Genomic DNA, 17,627 nt, shown 5'->3' on the forward strand with positions numbered 1-17,627 from the left:
AATCTCATCACGGAAGCATCCAAGTACAGAGTGAGTCTGGAAAAGGCAGCACTTTTATGATTCGCTTACCAATTGAATAATGACTAGCATAAAGACATTAATTATGGATAGAGTTACCTATTATTATGTAGGCCTATAGAAATAAAACAACTGGATTATTATTAAGAAGTATAAATTTTACTTGACTCTCCACATAACTAGAGAATTTAAAATCAATTTAGATCATTGTAAATTGAATTTTAAGGTGATGAGTATGATTAAGAACATCAAAACAATCCTTGGGGCATCTGTAGTTAGTCTAATATTTTTGGTATTAGCGTCTACTCCAGGATTAACACAACAAACAAACCAGACAAATCAAGGATGTGGTTGTTGTCAGAATCATTCGGGAACAATGAATAATCAAAACCGTTAAGTTTTTTGATTAGAAACTTATAATAGGAGTTCTGTGTCCTTTAAAAATTTTAAAATTTTGACAAAAGCAGGACTCTTGCTAGATTGTATTATTAATAAGTTTTTAATTGAAGAGAAAGTATTGATAGATAGAGATTTTAAATCATATTTGTACTCAGCTTTTTAATTTTTTAGACAGTAATTTGAAAAAAGACTTAATACATTTTTTTGTCCATTTTTAGATGAATACTTGGATCTTGAGCTACCCACCCAATAGGTAATTGATAGCGCACTTCAAAATGTAAATGAGCAACCTTCACATCAGGCTTTCCAGTCATTCCGACTGTTCCCAAAACGTCTCCTGTCTTAACTGTTTGGCCAAGTTTGACTTGAATTTTATCAAGATGAGCATAACGAGTTTGTCGTTCGCTTCCATGATTGATGATCACTAAATTGCCGTAATTCTCCTCACTACCTACATATATCGCTGTACCAGATGCCGCCGCCAGCACAGGAGTCTTTATTTCTGCTAATAAATCTAAGCCACTGTGAAATAGGTTTTGCTGATTGATAGGACTAATTTGCCAGCCATAATCTAACTCAATTTTCGCTACTGAAGGCAAGGGATAACAACTTAATTCTGTATAGTCATCATTCCGAGAATTACCTATAGGGCTCCAACTGATGCCAGGTATAAACACTGTTTTCGGTTGTTTTTGACAGCCATTAATTTCAAAAAGAACATCAGCCCGAACGCCATAAGCTGCTTCCAAATCTTGCCAAGATGTTCCTGTGGGAACTTCAAGACGAATACCATTAAAAGGAGGAATCAAAATTTCTTGACCAACAGGAATAGTACCGCCTTGCAAACTAGGATTAAGTCTTATTAAAGTTTCTGGAATTAGATTGTATTGTTGAGCAATAGTGACAATAGTTTCCCCTGAGATAATTCGATGACGTTGTAAGCGAGACAAAATAGGAGATGGGCAATTTACACCCTCAGTATTCTGTGTGGTTCTATTTAACTGGGCAGCTATCCAGCTATTAGACTGAAACATAGGGAAAGAAAAAGTCTGCTCAATAACAAAGGGAAAGAATAGCCAAGTAATCATGAAGACAGCAATTAATTCAAATGTAAAAGTTTTTGTCTGAGTCTGTAATTTTCCTGATTCAAGCCCTGCTAATAGTAGTCCCTAAATAAGGTTCATTTTCGATTAAAAATTTCCAACAGCGCGTTGGAGTGCGGCTAAAGCACGATTATAATTTAAGACTGCTCTGACTCGATTTCCAGCCGCCCGTGTCAACTCATTCTCGGCAATATTGACTTCTAATTGAGTGCCGATACCAGATCGAAACCGAAAACGAGCCATGTCTAAACTCTCTTTTGACTGCTCAAGAGCGAAGGTAGCTGTTTCAATATTCTTAGCATTTGCTATCAAAGTTTTAAACGCTCGTTCGACTTCTAGTCTAATCTGGCTACGGGTATCGGCAAAGCGGACTTCTGCAATTTTGATATTAGCTTCTTCTTGAGCAGCCCCAGCGATCGCCGCACCACCATCAAAAAAATTCCATCCGACTCTAACTCCTCCTGCATAGCCATCTTCTACCCTCCCATTCAATTCTCCGACAACTCCATAGTTAGCAAACAGACTAACAGTGGGTTTTTTCTGGGCTAAGGCTGATCGTCGTTGCTGTTCACTGATATTACGCTGTACTAACTGCTGTACTAACTCAACTCGATTTTTGAAAGCTAAAATCAAACTTTCTTCTAAAGATAGGTTCCACTGACCTGCAATTTGAACTGGATCGGCGGCAGTAGTATCAACTGCATCAGGTAAGCTTAAAATTCTTGCCAGTTGGTCGCTAGAAATGTCCTGTTCGGCTTGAGCTTGAACTAAGTCTTGCTCTGTATTAGCTAACTGCACCTGAGCGCGCACAATATCAAAACGAGCCACTAATCCCCCTTCTTCTAACGCTTGAGCATCTAGCAAACTAATTTGGGCATTTTCCACCGCAGCTTGATTAATCTTGACTTGTTCATCAGCTTCCTGCAAATCATAGTAAGCATTAATAACTTCTAGGCGAATTTGTTCTCGATTCCGCATAATGTCCAATTGTTCAAATTGAACTTGTCTCTCAGCAGCCTCAATTCTTGCAGAACGCCTGCCGAAGGTAAATAGGTCGTAGTTGACTTCCACCATCCCGCCAAGAAAGCTCGTTGGAGAATCGTTGATATTTAGATCGATGTCCGTAGGAGCTTCTTGATCGGCAGAAACTGCCAGCTCTGCATTAGTTCCCAACGTGGGAAATTGTGCGGCCTTAGCTTGTCTGAGGGCAGCTTGAGAACGTTCTAAGGACAAACGTGACACTTGTAGCTCTCGATTATTACGTTCTGCTAGTTCGAGTGCCTGCTGTAGAGAAATTGGCTGGGTTGTCTGAATTTTCACTTCATCAGATGAAATTGGCAATTGCAAGGGATTGGGATTAGGTTCAAGAACATCAAGAGCAGGAGTCGTTTTTTGATGATTGGAGTTGACGGGTAAAGACTGATCAGTCTGAGCAAGCGTAGGTATTAATTGACTGAGGTTGATGCTTATACCAATACTCATCAATAAGAAAGCTCGAAAAAATATCATAAATTTTCGATCAAGGTCAGTAAAGAAAGCTGATGCTTTATTCATAAGTCATCAGGTATTGAGTTTCCAAGAAAATTTCCTGGTTGGTTCCAGTCATAGTGTCGTAGATGTGATATGTTCAAGTTTTGCCTTAACCATCTGGAGTCCAAATTTTATCAAATCGACGAGAAAAATGAAATTTTAACTTGAGTTTTTTTATCGAGAGGTGCGAATTTCTGCTATTCCAAGATTTAATTCTGGCTCAATGTCTACAAGTTTAGCTATAACTCTATATGTAAAAACATTAGAAGCACCTGAAATCCGAACTCCATTCATGTTAATTTCAAGTCGGTTTTTAGGGGTAATAGGTTGTGAAAAACTGATGATTATCATCCGTTCAGCGACCGATATATCAGCAGTAATATTTTCTTCCGATTCATCATGGATAGTAATATTATTACTCACCGTTAAACCTGGAGGTACGCTGATTTTTAGTTGTGAGATAGCCTTACTATCTTCAGGAACTTCTATCCTAATAGTGTGTCTGACATATGATAGTTTTCTTTTGGGAAATTGGACGGCACCGACGATAGAAGGACTAGCAGCAAGATTTGAATTCTGGTTTCCATAGGCAGGCGGGTTTAGAACGGTAATTGCTAAGATTATAGAAGCTGATTGAATAAGTATTCTTGACATTGCAAATTTTCCAATAACTGACTTAACTTACTATTGAGAGCCAAAAAAGACTCTCAAATTATTAACATAACAGTCAGCTATGAAAGTAAGATGAAATTTTGGTAGTTCCGACAAAACAGTGGAGGTAAAGAATTTACGAGCTTTGTCAGTGATCGGAGCCAAGCGCAAATATCTCCAATCCAACCAAGTTGGAGTTAGTCCCATCCTCATAGCTGAAGTCGGGTAGCACTCTGGGTTTCATCTTCAACCTAAAATCTGGCAAAAACTTTCACTGTACTTTCATTTCTATCTACTAAACTGAGTTTTAGTGTAGTTTTTATGACCTTCCCAATTACAGCAATTTATAAGCAAACTTGATTATGAATCATTTATTTAATAAATTTCCATTATAACTTTAAGATTAATTATTTAAGCTAGGAAACAATTGCAATCACTTCTCTAAAATCTGTTGATTCAGTAACACTGACTTGTCCTTAACTCAAGAAAGGTTTGAAAGACTCTATGCGACAATCTCTTATAACTGCTGAAGTAGTCCGACTAACAACCAGAACAATACTAACCTTAATACTTCTGACAATACCATCAAGAGCTTTGGCTGGTGCAGGTCACGATCATGGTAGCAGCCAGTTTCAGCAAGGAGATGCTGGCAGCGTTCAAAATATCGAAGTTGACGCAGCGACTGCCAAGCGATTGGAACTTAAGATTGAGCCTGCGATACGGCAACAATTGTCCTTTGGCATCAGCACAAGTGGACAAATTGAAAGTTTGCCGAACAAGCAAGTTGATGTCACAACCCCAGTCGGTGGAACAGTAACGCGGCTACTGGTGAATCCAGGCGATGCCGTTACAGCAGGGCAAGCCGTTGCAATGATGACCAGCCCAGAATTGGCAAGTTTGCGAACTGAATCATTGGATCGGCAAGCCGAGGCGATCGCAGCAATGCAACAGGCTGAAGCAGATTTCAAACTTGCCCAACAAAATTTAGAACAACAGCGCAAAATCGTTACTGCCAATATCCGACAAGCCAAGACAGAGGAGAGTTTTGCCCAAGAACGCTACAGCAAAGATCAAGAGCTGTTGGCACGAGGAGCCATCCCCCGGAGAACCATGTTAGAGTCAGAAGTCAAGCTGCAAGAGGCTAAGGCAGCGTTAGCAAAAGCGGAAAGTGCTTTAGAAGTTTCTGAAGCGCAAGCACAATTGTATCGAGCGCAATCAGCCGTTAGTGTGGCGCAGAAACGAGTGAAATTGAGTAGTCAGACCTATCAAACCCGACTGCAACAGTTAGGAGCTACCCCTAACTCGGATGGTGCCATCATCATCAAAGCCCCGATTTCAGGGATCGTTGCCAACCGAGAAACAACTCTAGGTGAGTCTGGGCAGGATGCAGGTAAGAGAATTATGACGATTGTAAATGGTAATGACGTTCAAGTATCAGCTAATATCTTTGAGAAAGACATTGATCAGGTGCAAATCGGACAACGAGTGCGAGTTAGAGCTAACGGATTGCCCGATCAAACTTTTGAAGGACGGGTGAATGTGATTGGTGCCGTGGTCAGCGGTGATACTCGGATCGTACCCGTTAAAGCCACCCTTAAAAATGGTAATGGAGTGTTGAAGCCAGGAATGTTCGTCGAACTAGAAATATTAACAGATCGAACTTCAACGGGTGTGTTAGCTATTCCTAAATCAGCCTTGGTTGAAACCAACGATCGTCGGCAGGTGGTGTTCGTCCAAAATGGCAACGCCTTCCAGTTAACAGAAGTGGAACTTGGACGCGAATCCGGGGAGTTTGTGGAAGTCAAAAAAGGGCTTTTTGATGGGGATCTAATCGTGACCCAACGGGCAAATCAACTGTATGCCCAATCCCTCCGGGGCGGCAACGTAGCCGCTGATGATCATAGTGAAGGTGAAGATAAAGGTGAAATCGCTTCATCTACAGCTACAGCCTGGTTGCCGTGGTGGTTGATCGTTCCAGTGGGTGGAATCATTGTGGGAGGAGCATTTTGGACAGGATCTCTGTGGTCGAGCAGGCGCAGTCGGCTAACATTAGTAAACGATTCATTATATAACAACAGAGGCGATGGAACCGAAATCTATTTAGATCATGCCAAGCCTACAATTGAGCCGCAGCCAGAAGAACCTTTAACGAATCCTCGCCAGTCTGACTAGGAGCTTGCCCACTATGTTAAATACCATCGTCAAATGGTCGATCGCCCAACGATGGTTGGTCGTCATCGCTTGCATTATCATTTCTTTGTGGGGCATTCTAGTGGTTACTAAAATGCCACTAGATGTGTTTCCCAGCTTTGCTCCACCCCAAGTTGATATTCAAACTGAGGCACCAGGTTTAGCCCCAGAAGAGGTAGAGTCTCTGGTCACTCGTCCTATTGAGAGCGCAGTCAACGGTTTGCCCAACTTGGAAACCGTTCGCTCCTCCTCCGCATTGGGTCTTTCAGTCGTCAGAATTGTTTTCAAGCAAAACACTGAAATTTATCGTGCCCGTCAACTGGTGGCAGAACGCTTGCAAGAAGTAGGCAATCAAATGCCTCAAGGCGTGCATCCACCCCAAATTTCGCCCATCACAGCCCCGCTCGGCACAATTTTGCACTATGCCTTTACCGCCGATACAACCTCTTTGATGGAAGTGCGTCGGATTGTGGATTGGCAGGTAAAAAATCGTCTGTTAGCGGTGCCAGGAGTGAGCCAGATTTTGATTTATGGTGGCGATGTGCGCCAGTATCAAGTTCTAGCAGACTCCAACAAACTCAAAGCTTTTAATGTCTCACTGCAAGACGTGGTAGAGGCAACGGGAAAAGCCAATGTAAATGCACCAGGTGGTTTGTTGATTACACCTGACCAACAAACTATAATCCGAGCCGTTGGGCGAATTGAGTCGTTAGAGCAGCTTAAGCAATCCGTCGTCACAGCACGGAATGGAACTCCAATTTTGCTGTCTCAAGTAGCGGATGTGAAGATTGACGCAGAACTGAAGCAGGGGGATGGAGGCTTGGATGGCAAACCTGCCCTAATTGTGGTGATCAATAAGCAACCTGCGGCAGATACACCCACGGTGACGCGGCAAGTTGAAGCGGCAATGGAAGAATTGAAAGCCAGTTTGCCGTCGGATGTCAAAGTCACTCGCACCTTTTCTCAAGAGGAGTTTATTGAAGCGGCAGTCAAAAACGTTGAAGAATCCCTTAGAGATGGGTTCATCATTGTGTCGGTCGTGCTAATTCTGTTTCTGATGAACTGGCGCACCGCAGTCATTACTTTGAGTGCTATGCCACTCTCGCTATTGGTCGGCATGATTGTACTTTCTTGGACAGGGCAAGGCATTAATACCATGACCCTGGGCGGTTTGGTTGTGGCGATCGGATCTGTAGTGGATGATGCGATCGTCGATATGGAGAACGTCTACCGCCGCTTACGAGAAAACCAGTTGGCAGGCAACCCCATTCCACCGCTCCAGGTTGTGTTTGATGGTTCTGTAGAAGTGCGAGTGAGCGTCCTGTTCTCAACGGTGATCATTGTGGTCGTGTTTGCGCCAATTTTTGCTCTTTCTGGCATTGAAGGACGCATTTTCACGCCAATGGGACTCGCCTATCTGCTCTCGATCGTCGCTTCTACCGTGGTGGCATTGACCCTCACCCCCGCTCTGTGTGCGCTCTTGCTCACTAAGACGCGGCTACCTTCCGATGAAACTTGGATTTCCCATAAATCTCAGCAGCTTTATCGCCCTGCGCTTCAATTTGCGATTGGGCGACCGAAGGTTGTGATCTTGGCGGCACTCGCCAGCTTCATTGCCTCAATGCTCATTCTGTCCTCCTTTGGGCGCGTGTTTCTACCAGAGTTTCAGGAGCGATCGCTGATTAACTCGATGCTGCTCTACCCTGGTGTATCGCTGGAGTCTACGAATAGCAATGGATTTGCGATGCAGGATGCCCTCAAGGATGACAACCGCTTTGAGCATGTACAATTTCGCTCTGGACGGGTACCCGGAGATGCAGATGCGGCGGGGGTCAACCTGGCGCATCTAGATGTCACATTGAGTGAGGAAGGATTAAAAGATCGAGAAGGTAGCCTAGATAAACTGCGGGAAGAATTCAACAAACTCCCTGGCGTAGCTCCCAATGTGGGCGGGTTTATTTCCCACCAAATTGATGAAGTGTTGTCGGGCGTGAGAAGTGCGATCGCCATCAAGGTATTTGGGCCAGAGTTGCCCGAACTGAGAACGATCGCCCAGCAGGTGCAAACGGCAATTCAAGATGTTCCTGGTATTACGGATTTGCAAGTTGAACCCCAAGTTCCTGTCCGCCAACTTCAAATTCAGTTTGATCGAGCAGCAGCAGCACGATATGGGTTGCGCGTCGGAGATTTAGCCGAAACCATTGAAACGGCTCTCAATGGGCGGGTGGTTTCCCAAGTCTTGGAACAACAACAGGTATTTGACCTGGTGGTTTGGCTCATACCCGAGGATCGCCGCAACTTGGAAACAATTAGTAATTTACTGGTCGATACACCAGATGGCAAAAAAATTCCTTTGGCACAGGTTGCCCAAATTAAATACGGCACTGGCCCCAATACGATTAATCGAGAAAATGTCTCACGGTTAATTGTTGTATCTGCTAATGCAAAGGGACGAGATTTAGGCTCCGTGATTGCCGATATTCGTAGTCGGATCAAGCAGCAAGTGCAATTACCTCAAGGCTATTACATTCAATTTGGTGGACAGTTTGAAGCAGAAGAACAAGCCAGCCAAACCTTGCTGATTACGGGTTCAATCGCCCTTCTGGTCATCACTATCCTCATGTATTTCGCCGTGAAATCTATCTCCTCCACAGTGATGATTCTGATTAATTTGCCGCTTGCTCTGGTGGGTGGCATTATTTCAGTCGCATTGACTGGTGGCATTCTTTCGGTTGCGTCCCTGGTTGGGTTCATCACCCTATTCGGCATTGCTACCCGAAATGGACTACTGCTCGTCGATAACTACAACACTCGCCTTGCAGAAGGGCAACCGCTCAAACAAGTGCTGGTTGAAGGTTCAATAGAACGACTAGTGGCAATTTTGATGACGGCATTTACCTCAGCATTGGGCATGGTGCCATTGGCCATCGGTAGTGGAGCCGGAAAGGAAATTTTGCAGCCTCTAGCCGTAGTTGTGTTAGGTGGACTGCTGACCTCTACCGGATTGACCCTGCTGGTGCTACCCGCCTTATACTCCCAGTTTGGGCGATTCATAGTTTCCCAATCAGCTATTTCTAATTCTCAGGCTGATTTAGTGACTTCATACAGTGTTCCTAAGTTTTAGATGTAAAGATTCTACTTATTCAAAAAGGAGTGAAACTCATGCAATTAATCCGATTTTTAGGAGCAGCGATCGTAGGTTTAGGATTACTAGGTTTGGGTGCTTGTGGTGGCAGCAACGCACCCACGTCTTCAGAACCAGCGAACACCACCAGTTCACCACCCGCTGCCTCCAGTCCAGAGGCAAGCCCTAATCCGGCTGCCGCTACCGAGAATACTGGCAGTCAAACCAGCAAGCAGGGTGGACAGGTTGTGAAAGCGGGTGATTACCATCTGGAGTTTGTTCCCTCAAAAGAAGGAGATGGCACCCACCTCGATTTCTTTTTGTATAAAGGTGCCTCTACCGAAGTGATTCCTAACGCCAAAGTAACAGCACAGGTTGAGTTTCCAGATGGTACTCTCAAAGAACTTCCGCTCAAATACGAACCAGAGGGCAAGCATTATGGAGAAAAATTGCCAGGTGCGAGTGCTGTTGGAAATTACAAAGTTGCCATTCTAACTGATGTGAATGGTGAAAAAATCAACAGTCGGTTTAGTTTCAAACAATAACTGGGAATAAGAAGGTTAGTTGTTGTCCGTAGTTTCTACAAAATTATAAAAGCGCAATTCTACCTGCTTTAATCGACAATGTTATGCGGAAGCTAAAGCATATCGAAAAACAGTCAAACTTCGTCAGAACTGGAAATTGGGGCGGATGGTATCAACCCAAATTGTGCCATTGTCGCGGTTGTGTTCGGGATTAATAATTAACAACACTCCAAGAGAGGCAGATGTATTGTCTGGAATTTGGTAACGATAGAGTGCTTATAGATGCCAAGCAGTTGTGCCATCTTCATGATCGCGCACATCATTGCGAGTGGCTTTGGGGGGCTGGCCCGCAATGAACCCTATAAATACTTCCCTGAAGACCAATATCAGGGAATGCCAGCGTCACTGCCCAGTTGAAGATGGTGGCTTCATTGCCCCGTTCAACCTAGCGTAAATATAGGGTTCGTGTCACTTGGTGCAGCCTTGTAAAGTTTTGTAAAAAAAATCCTTTTTGAGCCTTGATTGATAAAAAATTGTCATCAAAACTTTGCTTAGTTTGTCTCTTTTTAGGCAAAGTCTAATAACAAGATAGTCCTCAGCATGAAGATTTGACCCATGCGCTCAATTACTCCTCAACATCCCTTTTCGGCAAAGATATATTTAAAAAAATTCTTAATCAGGTGGAAAATGGGGAATCAGAAAGCGCACTCATTCCGTGGCTATAATCTTTGTCTATCAATTGTTTCAACACGCTTGCTGCACTTTGTGACACGAACCTTCTAATTTACGCCGTTCCAGAACATAGCACGATCAGTGAAATCGTTCTGTTAGGTTTAGGGGGAATCTGTAGACTAAAACGTAAAGGTAAATTTGGAGGTGTTCGCTGAGGCTTGCAGGGGGAAGGCACTAGAAGTTCAAAGCTTTTAAAATGTCCTAATCTTTATCCTCTTTACCATCCGTCATGAGTTGTCGCTCTCATCTTAAAATTTCATTCTAATTTCATCGGAGTCTGTCATTCTAGAAATAGGAATTCTGTCAATCCTCCTCTTGGGGATGTTGATAGGGCAATTTGTAGATTGAGCAAGTAATCTGTGATGAAAGTTCTCCTTGTTGAAGATGAATTAGATTTAGGGGCAGCCATCGAGCGAACTCTGAACCAAGAAAAATATATTGTAGACTGGGTTCAGGATGGTAACTCTGCTTTGAACTATCTAGATAACCAGCAAGCTCAATATACCCTAGCTATTTTTGACTGGATGTTGCCAGGGCAGACCGGATTAGATTTGTGCAAGCGTCTTCGAGAACAGAAAAATTCTTTACCAGTATTGATACTAACGGCAAGAGATCGCTGGGAAGATAAGGTGATTGGCTTAGATGCTGGAGCCGATGATTATCTCGTCAAGCCCTTCCGTATGGAAGAACTGCTGGCACGATTGCGCTCGTTGCGGCGGCGATCACCTCAGTTTCAGCCGCAGCAGATTCAATTTGGCAGCCTGCTCTTGGACTGCGATAATCGGGTCATTTACTGGCAACCTGTTCATAAGGAGCGTCGTAGCATTCGGTTGAGCAAAAAGGAATTTCAACTGCTGGAATACATCATGAGACATCCTTGGCAAGCTGTAACACGAGATCAAATTTTGAACTATCTCTATGAAGTGGATGCTGAACGAATTAGTAATGTTGTTGCAGCACAAGTACGGCTCTTGAGACGTAGACTTTCAGAATTAGGTTGTGACGACGCAATTCAAACAGTTCCAGGAGGAGGCTATCGTCTCAATTCAGTTTATGCCGATGGAACCGTTTAATCGAACGCAACTCCGTCTAGCAAGTTGGTACGCTCTAGTTATGGGAGCGATTCTTGGACTGTGTGGACTGGTAAGCTATCAGGTAACTATTCGCGCTTATTCAGATTCAATGGAGCGGGAGTTGGAAACAGTTGCAAAAACACTATATGCTGGAATCGAACTGCATCTAAAGCAGCCTGGCCGTCTGGAGCCATTTGTAGAAAAACTCCTTCCAGATGTTTGTTTAACAGACGCACCCTGTTTGGTTGAAATCAATCCAAATCATAGTCATTCCTTTTGGAAAAATCACCACATACCAAGCAAAGTCCACCAAAACGATTATTATATTCGATTTCTGGATAGTTCAAATAAACTGGTTGCTGTTAGTGGACTTCGTGTCGATCTCCCTACAACAATGAGTTCGCCAAATTGGCAAACTGTTGTGGACTCGCAAGGAAAACGATTTCATCAGATAGCCTTTCCCCTGCATACTCTAGACAATAAACTTTGGGGTTATCTACAAGTGGGGCGATCGCTCAAAGATCTAGACAGTCGGTTAGCCGCTTTGAAGCTTGTCCTCTTGGTAGGATTGCCGATTACAGTCATCCTAATCGGTGTCTCTAGTTGGTGGTTAGCAGGAAAAGCGGTACGACCGATTTACCGCTCTTATTTACAGATGCAGCAGTTCACGGCAGATGTTGCCCACGAACTACGAACACCACTGACAGCGATTTTAGCCACGCTTGATTCTGCCTTGAGGCTGTCCAATGTGACAGAACCAGAGGTTCGAGACACCCTTAAAACCATTGAACGTCAGGTTAATCGTTTTTTTGAACTCATTAAAGATTTGTTGCTACTCTCACGACTGGAACAGCATACGTTAGATAGTAACCCGCAATCACTGTGTCTTAATGATTTAATGAGTGATTTGATTGAAGAATTTTCGGCATTAGCTGCTTCCGTTAATTTGAAGTTAGTGTCTGAGTTGCGATCGCCTGAACCCTTGTATATCTTTGCCGATGAAGATCAAATTTGCCGTTTGTTCTCCAATTTAATCATTAATGCGATTCAATACACTGCTCCAGGCGGTTGCATCACTCTTAAACTGTCTAAAGAAGATCGTCATGCTGTATTTGAGGTACAAGATACAGGTATTGGCATTTCTCTTGACGCTCAAACATACATTTTTGACCGCTTTTATCGCGTTCAAAGCGATCGCTCTCGCCAAACAGGGGGTACAGGATTAGGGCTGTCAATTGCTCGTGCCATTGCTGAAGGACACGGTGGTAGTATTAGAGTTCAAAGCGAGGTCGGAAAAGGTAGTACCTTCACCATTCGTCTACCTGTTGAAAAAACCTTACAAAACAAAAATTATTAAGTGATAATTTTAACGCATTGGACAGCTACTGCTTTACTTCTCTAATTAACTCTTGAGTGTATTCATAACCTTCAGTGTTTCCTTGGCTTAGGAATAGTTGAGCCGCTTTTTGTAGATCCTCTAACGCTCCTGACTTGTCTCCGAGGGCATTTCGGGTTAGTCCTCGGTTTCCGTAAGCATCGGCTGAATTAGGAGCAAGTTTGATCGCCTGGGTGTAGTCAGCGATCGCACCTTGACGATCTCCTAAATTAAAACGGGTCAATCCTCGATTATAATAAGCATCAGAAAATTTAGGATTAAGTTGTACGGCTCGATCAAAATCGTTAAGGGCAACCGTCAACTGTCCGAGATTAGCGTGAACATTCCCTAATCTATTATAAGCATCGGCATGGTTAGGATCGAGTTTTAAGGTTTGATGAAAATCTGAAATGGCTCCCTTAAAATCTCCCACAATACTTTTGACATATCCTCGGTTACAGTAAGCTTCTACATAGTTGTGGTCAATTCGTAAAACCTGGGTGTAACTTTCAATCGCTCCTGTATAATCGCCTTGATTGTATTTTTCCATACCTCGGTTAAAGTAATCTTGAGCCTTTTGAGAAGCAGATAGCTGTCGTTCTTGACTAGCTAAATTTTGCGTAAGCCATAACTGACTTAACTGGGAAGGCAAGGCATTAGTCTTTAGTGCCAATCCATTCAAGGCAGTTGTTATCCCTAAAACAATAATCGCTTTATTAAGTTGCATCATGCCACCTTTTCTAGCAGAAGAAGATTGGTTAACTTGATCTTAGAAAAGATTACGGATTTCGAGCCAGTCTATCCAAGAAAATTTATAGAAGTAACAAGCTACAGAGTTGATAAGAACATATGATTAAACGGCTTTAGTCTGCAAGACTTGACAACCCGACCTTATTAGAACTAAGGCACTTCCAAATATAATCAAAGCAACGAGCAATCCAGCAATAGCATCTACCCAAAACCACTGAAAGAAATACACGGCTAAGGCTGAGAGCATGACACTGATTGCACTCAGAACATCAGCCATTCCATGCAGGAAAATTCCTTTTAAATTCAAATCATCCAAATCATCTTTGTACAGAAAATAAAGAGTCACACTATTAATAACAAGGTTAAAGGAAGCACCTATTAGCAGGGGAAATCCTAAAATTGGTTCTGAAACTCGCAAATGCTCGATGGAATGATTGATCATCAAAAATGAGATCGCGCTTAAGCTTACTCCATTAAATAAACTGACCCAAGCTGAAATCTTTTGATAGTCTAAATTTGTTTGATGTTGAACAATCCAAACGGCTAACAGTGTTAAACTTAACGTCACTAGATCTAAAAATAAGTGACCCGAATTGGCGAGTAGCGATAAACTACGACTGATTAGCTCAATTCCTAAATCAATTAAAAAAAGACTACTTCGTAGCCCCAGAATCAACCAGAGATATTGAGTCGGTTCCGATTGCTTAAAATCATTGCTCAAAACAGACATTAATGTAACTCCTAAAGCTTCTGTAATCAAGCTTTAAACTGTTGTTTTCTTATTTTTTTCCTAGCAAGCAATTTCTTCCATATGTCCTTAAGCTTTTTAAAAATCGGTACTATCAATGGCTATTTAGGACTCAAATTATTTTGGAAATTACGCTGCCCTTGATAAGCCGATAAATTAGCTAATTGCTCTAAACTTTGTGTACCTTGATAGAATTTTCCTTTGATTTCCCAGCTTGGAAAACCTTGTATCTTAGCCGCTTGACAAAGCTCAGGTTTAGGATCTTTCCCTCTGGGATCGCACTCAATATAATTAATTTGGGCAACTGCTTCTTTACCAAATAGTTGTTTTTGGTCATGACAATGAGGACACCAAAACGCACCATACATTTTAGCCCCTACTTGTTTGAGATGCTGTGCTAAAGCAATTTCAGCCGTCCCTGAGACGGTCGTAATGTCATAGCCACCTGGTGTTTTTTCAGCGCGAGGATTATTAATCGGGGCATACATTCCCAGAGTACCAACTAAGACGATAATTCCAACGATGATCCCGATAAACCACAATTGTCCGACTTCTTCCCAATCATGCCCGATGATCGATAGGATAAAAAGGCTAGTCGATAACAAAGCTGAAACAATACAGTAAAGGCAAGCAGCTTTAATGACTGCAAAAAGTAGATACATTAAATATCCACTAAACACCATCATTGCTGTGCTACCCATAAACAGAAACAGCCGAGTCCATTTATTTAAGTTAGAGTGAAGTTTCTTTTGCTCTAGTGTATTGAAGAATAAAGGCGCAACAGCAAACACAATCATGCTGAAGTAGTCAAATTTTTGCGCTTGTGTCGTTCTATCATGTTTTAGAATAGAGGGTTTTACTAGAGTCCAAGTGTGTTGTATTTGGGAGGCTGTCTCTTTTAACTTCATTGTATTTCCTGTAGCTGACCAGATTTCTAATTCACGTCCGTAATAATCGAGTAAGGTGACTTTAATTGGTACTTTTAATTGATAAGATGCGGTTAGGTTAGCTGCGATTAGTGTTATTTGGTTAGCTTTTTGCATTACTACGTGATGATTTTTAGCGGCGATCCCACAGGGATCTCGCCTACGGCGAGCGCGCATTTTTCAGTAAGACAATGTTATCATTAAGCTGTTTGAGTTTCGTCGGGTTTTCTCCTTGTAAATCTCTAGCAAGACGTTTCGCTTCTGTTTCTAATTTTGTCAAACTTGTTGAAGCTTTTGTCCAATTTTTAGCTTTAGCCATATCATAAAGATCTTCACCCAATTCGCCTACTTCGCTTAAAGATTTTGGAACTCGATCATCTTTGACTTCTGTATCAGTATCATTATCTTTATGTTGATGTACAATCGCTACAGGTGTGGGTGATTGGTTGGCCGAAATCGCTTGAGTTAATCCACTAATTCCGATCACACTAATTGTCGAAGCCAGAACTATTATTTTTGTGCGAGTTTTCATATTCAATCAGCTATAAATTTAAGTTGATAGTTTGACTGTAGATAAAAATTATCAAGAACTCGGAAAGAATTAAACTTAAAGCTGATTCAAATCTTTTCGATTTCTTAATATTTGTCATTTAAGGTAAGAACTGTCTACATAAATTAAAACGTTTACCAACAATGAAAACATCAACTAAAATCGCTGTAGCAACTTTTGTCTTAGGAATTTTAGGAGTAGCAACAATTACTCAAACCACTTATGCACTTTCCAAGGAAACTTTTAACAAAGTGGCTGAAGCAGTAAATAGAAATTGGGAAGCCAATGATGATCTAGAAGAAGTACAAGAAGTAATTCAATTGCAAAAGTTAGCTAAAATTTCACTTCAGCAAGCCAGTCAAGCAGCACAACAAAAAATCGGTGGTGAACCTCATCAAGTTGAACTAGAAAACGAAAATGGAAATCTTGTTTATACTGTAGAAATCGGTGAAACAGAAGTAATAGTAGATGCTGGTAATGGTCGTGTTCTCTACGTTGAAAAGCTTAATCAAGAAGATAATGAAGCTGCTGAAGCATCTCGTCCTCGCAGTAGTATTCAAGTTCCTAATTCTCAGAATAATGACCGAGAAACAAATGACGATAATTAATTCATAATGAGTGTATTTACTCTCAATCAGATTAAACATTAGTCATTGAATCAAGAATTGTTGAAAAAACAAACTTCAGCAATTATTTTCTGCACTTTTAGGTAAATAGACAGTAAAAATACTTCCTTTTCCTAATTGACTACTAACTGAAATTGAGCCTTGATGATTTTGTGCAATCGCTTGGACAATCGCTAAACCTAAACCTGTTTTTTGCTGATCATAAGAACGAGCTTGATCAGCCCGCCAAAATCGTTCAAATACTTTTTTTAAATCCTCTGAAGTCATGCCAATCCCTGTATCTTTGACTTGTATATAAACTTGCTCATCAATTGAATTAGCAATAATTTGTATTTCTCCATCTGGTAAAGTGTAATGAATTGCATTATCAATTAAATTCGTGAATAAACGTTTAATTTGATTAGCATCACCCGTAATTAATAAATTTTCGCTTATTTTTTCTTGTAACTTAATATTCTTGCTTTTTGCGTGAGGAGTATAAATTTGAATTAATTCTTTTAAGATATTGGTTAAATTAAGGCATTCCCAATTGATTTCAGGCATTTGATCGGTACGAGCTAAAAAGAGTAAATCTTCAGTTAAACGAGTCATTTGGCTGGTAGCACTAGCAATCGCTTCAAATTTTTCTCGATCATTTTCTCGCATTCCTTCAGAATATTTTAAAGCAACCATTGTATTTGTTTTTATCGCCATTAAAGGACTTCGTAATTCATGAGAAGCATCGGCGGTAAACTGTTTTAATCTGGCAAAACTTTCTTCAATTGGCTGCATCGCTTGACGAGTTAGCCAAATTCCTCCTAAACTACTTAAAATTAAAGCTGTTAAAATGCCACTTCCCAAGCCAAAATCTAATTTTCTTAAGGTTTCATCGTATTCTTCTAAAGATTGACTAGCTCTGACATAACCAATCAATTGCCGTTCTTCATTCTCTAAAATAGGTAAAGTTACCGCAATTATTCGCTTCCCTTGTTTTTGAATCTGAATAGGTTCTTTAACAGAAAGTGGTAATTTAATAATGTTATTCCCAGTTTGATATATTAGTTGGTTTTGTGGCGTAAACCATTGTAAAGCTTGATGACGAGCTAATAAATCTCGTGAGATGAAATCATCTTCTATTTTTAACTTGCCATTTTCGTATTCAGAATTAGCGGCGGCTCCTTGCGCCAATGCTGTTAGTTTATCTGACAGTTGTTGAATCAGACTTTGAGCGAAAATTAATCTGACTGAAACAGCAAAAATAGATAAGATAGTTGCTAATACACCTAGATATGACAACAACAAACGATGTCGTATTTCTTGAAACATATT

Annotated in this window: 15 protein-coding genes; 7 read left to right on the top strand and 8 right to left on the bottom strand. The window is 41.5% G+C overall.

Features of this window, described 5'->3' with window-relative positions:
* Positions 1 to 253: 253 nt before the first annotated feature.
* Positions 254 to 415, top strand: a complete 162-nt coding sequence (locus C7H19_RS25940) for a hypothetical protein (protein WP_181280697.1) — start codon at positions 254 to 256, stop codon at positions 413 to 415.
* Positions 416 to 608: 193 nt separating this feature from the next.
* On the opposite strand, the gene C7H19_RS20970 is transcribed toward C7H19_RS25940, so the two are convergent.
* The 3 genes from C7H19_RS20970 to C7H19_RS20980 form a co-directional block, all read right to left on the bottom strand.
* Positions 609 to 1,505: a peptidoglycan DD-metalloendopeptidase family protein gene (locus tag C7H19_RS20970; protein WP_106458874.1), complete on the bottom strand. Its 897-nt coding sequence runs from the start codon at positions 1,503 to 1,505 to the stop codon at positions 609 to 611.
* A gap of 102 nt (positions 1,506 to 1,607) precedes the next feature.
* Positions 1,608 to 3,029, bottom strand: a complete 1,422-nt coding sequence (locus C7H19_RS20975; protein WP_181280698.1) for a TolC family protein — start codon at positions 3,027 to 3,029, stop codon at positions 1,608 to 1,610.
* A 195-nt stretch (positions 3,030 to 3,224) separates the two neighbouring features.
* Entirely contained in the window at positions 3,225 to 3,704 is a 480-nt protein-coding gene (locus tag C7H19_RS20980) for a DUF2808 domain-containing protein (protein ID WP_106458876.1), read from the bottom strand.
* A gap of 501 nt (positions 3,705 to 4,205) precedes the next feature.
* On the opposite strand from C7H19_RS20980, the gene C7H19_RS20985 reads away from it, so the two are divergent.
* The 5 genes from C7H19_RS20985 to rppB all read left to right on the top strand — a co-directional run bounded on the left by C7H19_RS20985 (position 4,206) and on the right by rppB (position 12,701).
* A complete protein-coding gene (locus C7H19_RS20985; protein ID WP_106458877.1) occupies positions 4,206 to 5,873 on the top strand; it encodes an efflux RND transporter periplasmic adaptor subunit in 1,668 nt (555 codons plus the stop codon).
* 13 nt (positions 5,874 to 5,886) lie between these two features.
* Complete coding sequence (locus tag C7H19_RS20990; RefSeq protein ID WP_106458878.1) at positions 5,887 to 9,015, top strand: efflux RND transporter permease subunit; 3,129 nt, start codon at positions 5,887 to 5,889, stop codon at positions 9,013 to 9,015.
* Positions 9,016 to 9,053: 38 nt separating this feature from the next.
* Positions 9,054 to 9,560: a hypothetical protein gene (locus C7H19_RS20995; protein ID WP_106458879.1), complete on the top strand. Its 507-nt coding sequence runs from the start codon at positions 9,054 to 9,056 to the stop codon at positions 9,558 to 9,560.
* A gap of 1,073 nt (positions 9,561 to 10,633) precedes the next feature.
* Positions 10,634 to 11,344, top strand: coding sequence for a two-component system response regulator RppA (rppA, locus tag C7H19_RS21000; protein WP_106458880.1), 711 nt, complete (start codon positions 10,634 to 10,636; stop codon positions 11,342 to 11,344).
* On the top strand, positions 11,271 to 12,701 hold the full coding sequence (gene rppB, locus C7H19_RS21005) for a two-component system sensor histidine kinase RppB (protein ID WP_219907706.1): 1,431 nt from the start codon (positions 11,271 to 11,273) through the stop codon (positions 12,699 to 12,701). The genes rppA and rppB overlap by 74 nt, the downstream gene beginning before the upstream one ends.
* Positions 12,702 to 12,726: 25 nt before the next feature.
* Here rppB and C7H19_RS21010 read toward each other — a convergent pair whose 3' ends face one another.
* The 4 genes from C7H19_RS21010 to C7H19_RS21025 form a co-directional block, all read right to left on the bottom strand.
* Positions 12,727 to 13,449: a tetratricopeptide repeat protein gene (locus C7H19_RS21010; RefSeq protein ID WP_106458882.1), complete on the bottom strand. Its 723-nt coding sequence runs from the start codon at positions 13,447 to 13,449 to the stop codon at positions 12,727 to 12,729.
* Positions 13,450 to 13,572: 123 nt separating this feature from the next.
* Entirely contained in the window at positions 13,573 to 14,199 is a 627-nt protein-coding gene (locus tag C7H19_RS21015) for a cation diffusion facilitator family transporter (RefSeq protein ID WP_146136566.1), read from the bottom strand.
* Between the two features lie 119 nt (positions 14,200 to 14,318).
* A complete protein-coding gene (locus tag C7H19_RS21020; RefSeq protein WP_245927691.1) occupies positions 14,319 to 15,320 on the bottom strand; it encodes a vitamin K epoxide reductase family protein in 1,002 nt (333 codons plus the stop codon).
* Entirely contained in the window at positions 15,304 to 15,675 is a 372-nt protein-coding gene (locus C7H19_RS21025) for a hypothetical protein (protein WP_106458884.1), read from the bottom strand. Before C7H19_RS21025 ends, C7H19_RS21020 begins: the two co-directional genes overlap by 17 nt.
* A gap of 161 nt (positions 15,676 to 15,836) precedes the next feature.
* On the opposite strand from C7H19_RS21025, the gene C7H19_RS21030 reads away from it, so the two are divergent.
* Positions 15,837 to 16,301, top strand: a complete 465-nt coding sequence (locus tag C7H19_RS21030; protein ID WP_106458885.1) for a PepSY domain-containing protein — start codon at positions 15,837 to 15,839, stop codon at positions 16,299 to 16,301.
* A gap of 75 nt (positions 16,302 to 16,376) precedes the next feature.
* Here C7H19_RS21030 and C7H19_RS21035 read toward each other — a convergent pair whose 3' ends face one another.
* Positions 16,377 to 17,624 carry a sensor histidine kinase gene (locus C7H19_RS21035; protein ID WP_106458886.1) on the bottom strand — a complete coding sequence of 416 codons (1,248 nt, stop codon included), beginning with the start codon at positions 17,622 to 17,624 and terminating at the stop codon, positions 16,377 to 16,379.
* Between the last annotated feature and the right edge of the window lie 3 nt (positions 17,625 to 17,627).

This window comes from Aphanothece hegewaldii CCALA 016 (genome assembly GCF_003007785.1).
Classification (GTDB): domain Bacteria; phylum Cyanobacteriota; class Cyanobacteriia; order Cyanobacteriales; family Microcystaceae; genus Chroococcus; species Chroococcus hegewaldii.

Coding starts and splice junctions, on each gene's coding strand:
- C7H19_RS25940 (WP_181280697.1), top strand. CDS start 254: ATGATTAAGAACATCAAAACAATCCTTGGGGCATCTGTAGTTAGTCTA.
- C7H19_RS20970 (WP_106458874.1), bottom strand. CDS start 1,505: ATGATTACTTGGCTATTCTTTCCCTTTGTTATTGAGCAGACTTTTTCT.
- C7H19_RS20975 (WP_181280698.1), bottom strand. CDS start 3,029: ATGATATTTTTTCGAGCTTTCTTATTGATGAGTATTGGTATAAGCATC.
- C7H19_RS20980 (WP_106458876.1), bottom strand. CDS start 3,704: ATGTCAAGAATACTTATTCAATCAGCTTCTATAATCTTAGCAATTACC.
- C7H19_RS20985 (WP_106458877.1), top strand. CDS start 4,206: ATGCGACAATCTCTTATAACTGCTGAAGTAGTCCGACTAACAACCAGA.
- C7H19_RS20990 (WP_106458878.1), top strand. CDS start 5,887: ATGTTAAATACCATCGTCAAATGGTCGATCGCCCAACGATGGTTGGTC.
- C7H19_RS20995 (WP_106458879.1), top strand. CDS start 9,054: ATGCAATTAATCCGATTTTTAGGAGCAGCGATCGTAGGTTTAGGATTA.
- rppA (WP_106458880.1), top strand. CDS start 10,634: ATGAAAGTTCTCCTTGTTGAAGATGAATTAGATTTAGGGGCAGCCATC.
- C7H19_RS21010 (WP_106458882.1), bottom strand. CDS start 13,449: ATGATGCAACTTAATAAAGCGATTATTGTTTTAGGGATAACAACTGCC.
- C7H19_RS21015 (WP_146136566.1), bottom strand. CDS start 14,199: ATGTCTGTTTTGAGCAATGATTTTAAGCAATCGGAACCGACTCAATAT.
- C7H19_RS21020 (WP_245927691.1), bottom strand. CDS start 15,320: ATGCGCGCTCGCCGTAGGCGAGATCCCTGTGGGATCGCCGCTAAAAAT.
- C7H19_RS21025 (WP_106458884.1), bottom strand. CDS start 15,675: ATGAAAACTCGCACAAAAATAATAGTTCTGGCTTCGACAATTAGTGTG.
- C7H19_RS21030 (WP_106458885.1), top strand. CDS start 15,837: ATGAAAACATCAACTAAAATCGCTGTAGCAACTTTTGTCTTAGGAATT.
- C7H19_RS21035 (WP_106458886.1), bottom strand. CDS start 17,624: ATGTTTCAAGAAATACGACATCGTTTGTTGTTGTCATATCTAGGTGTA.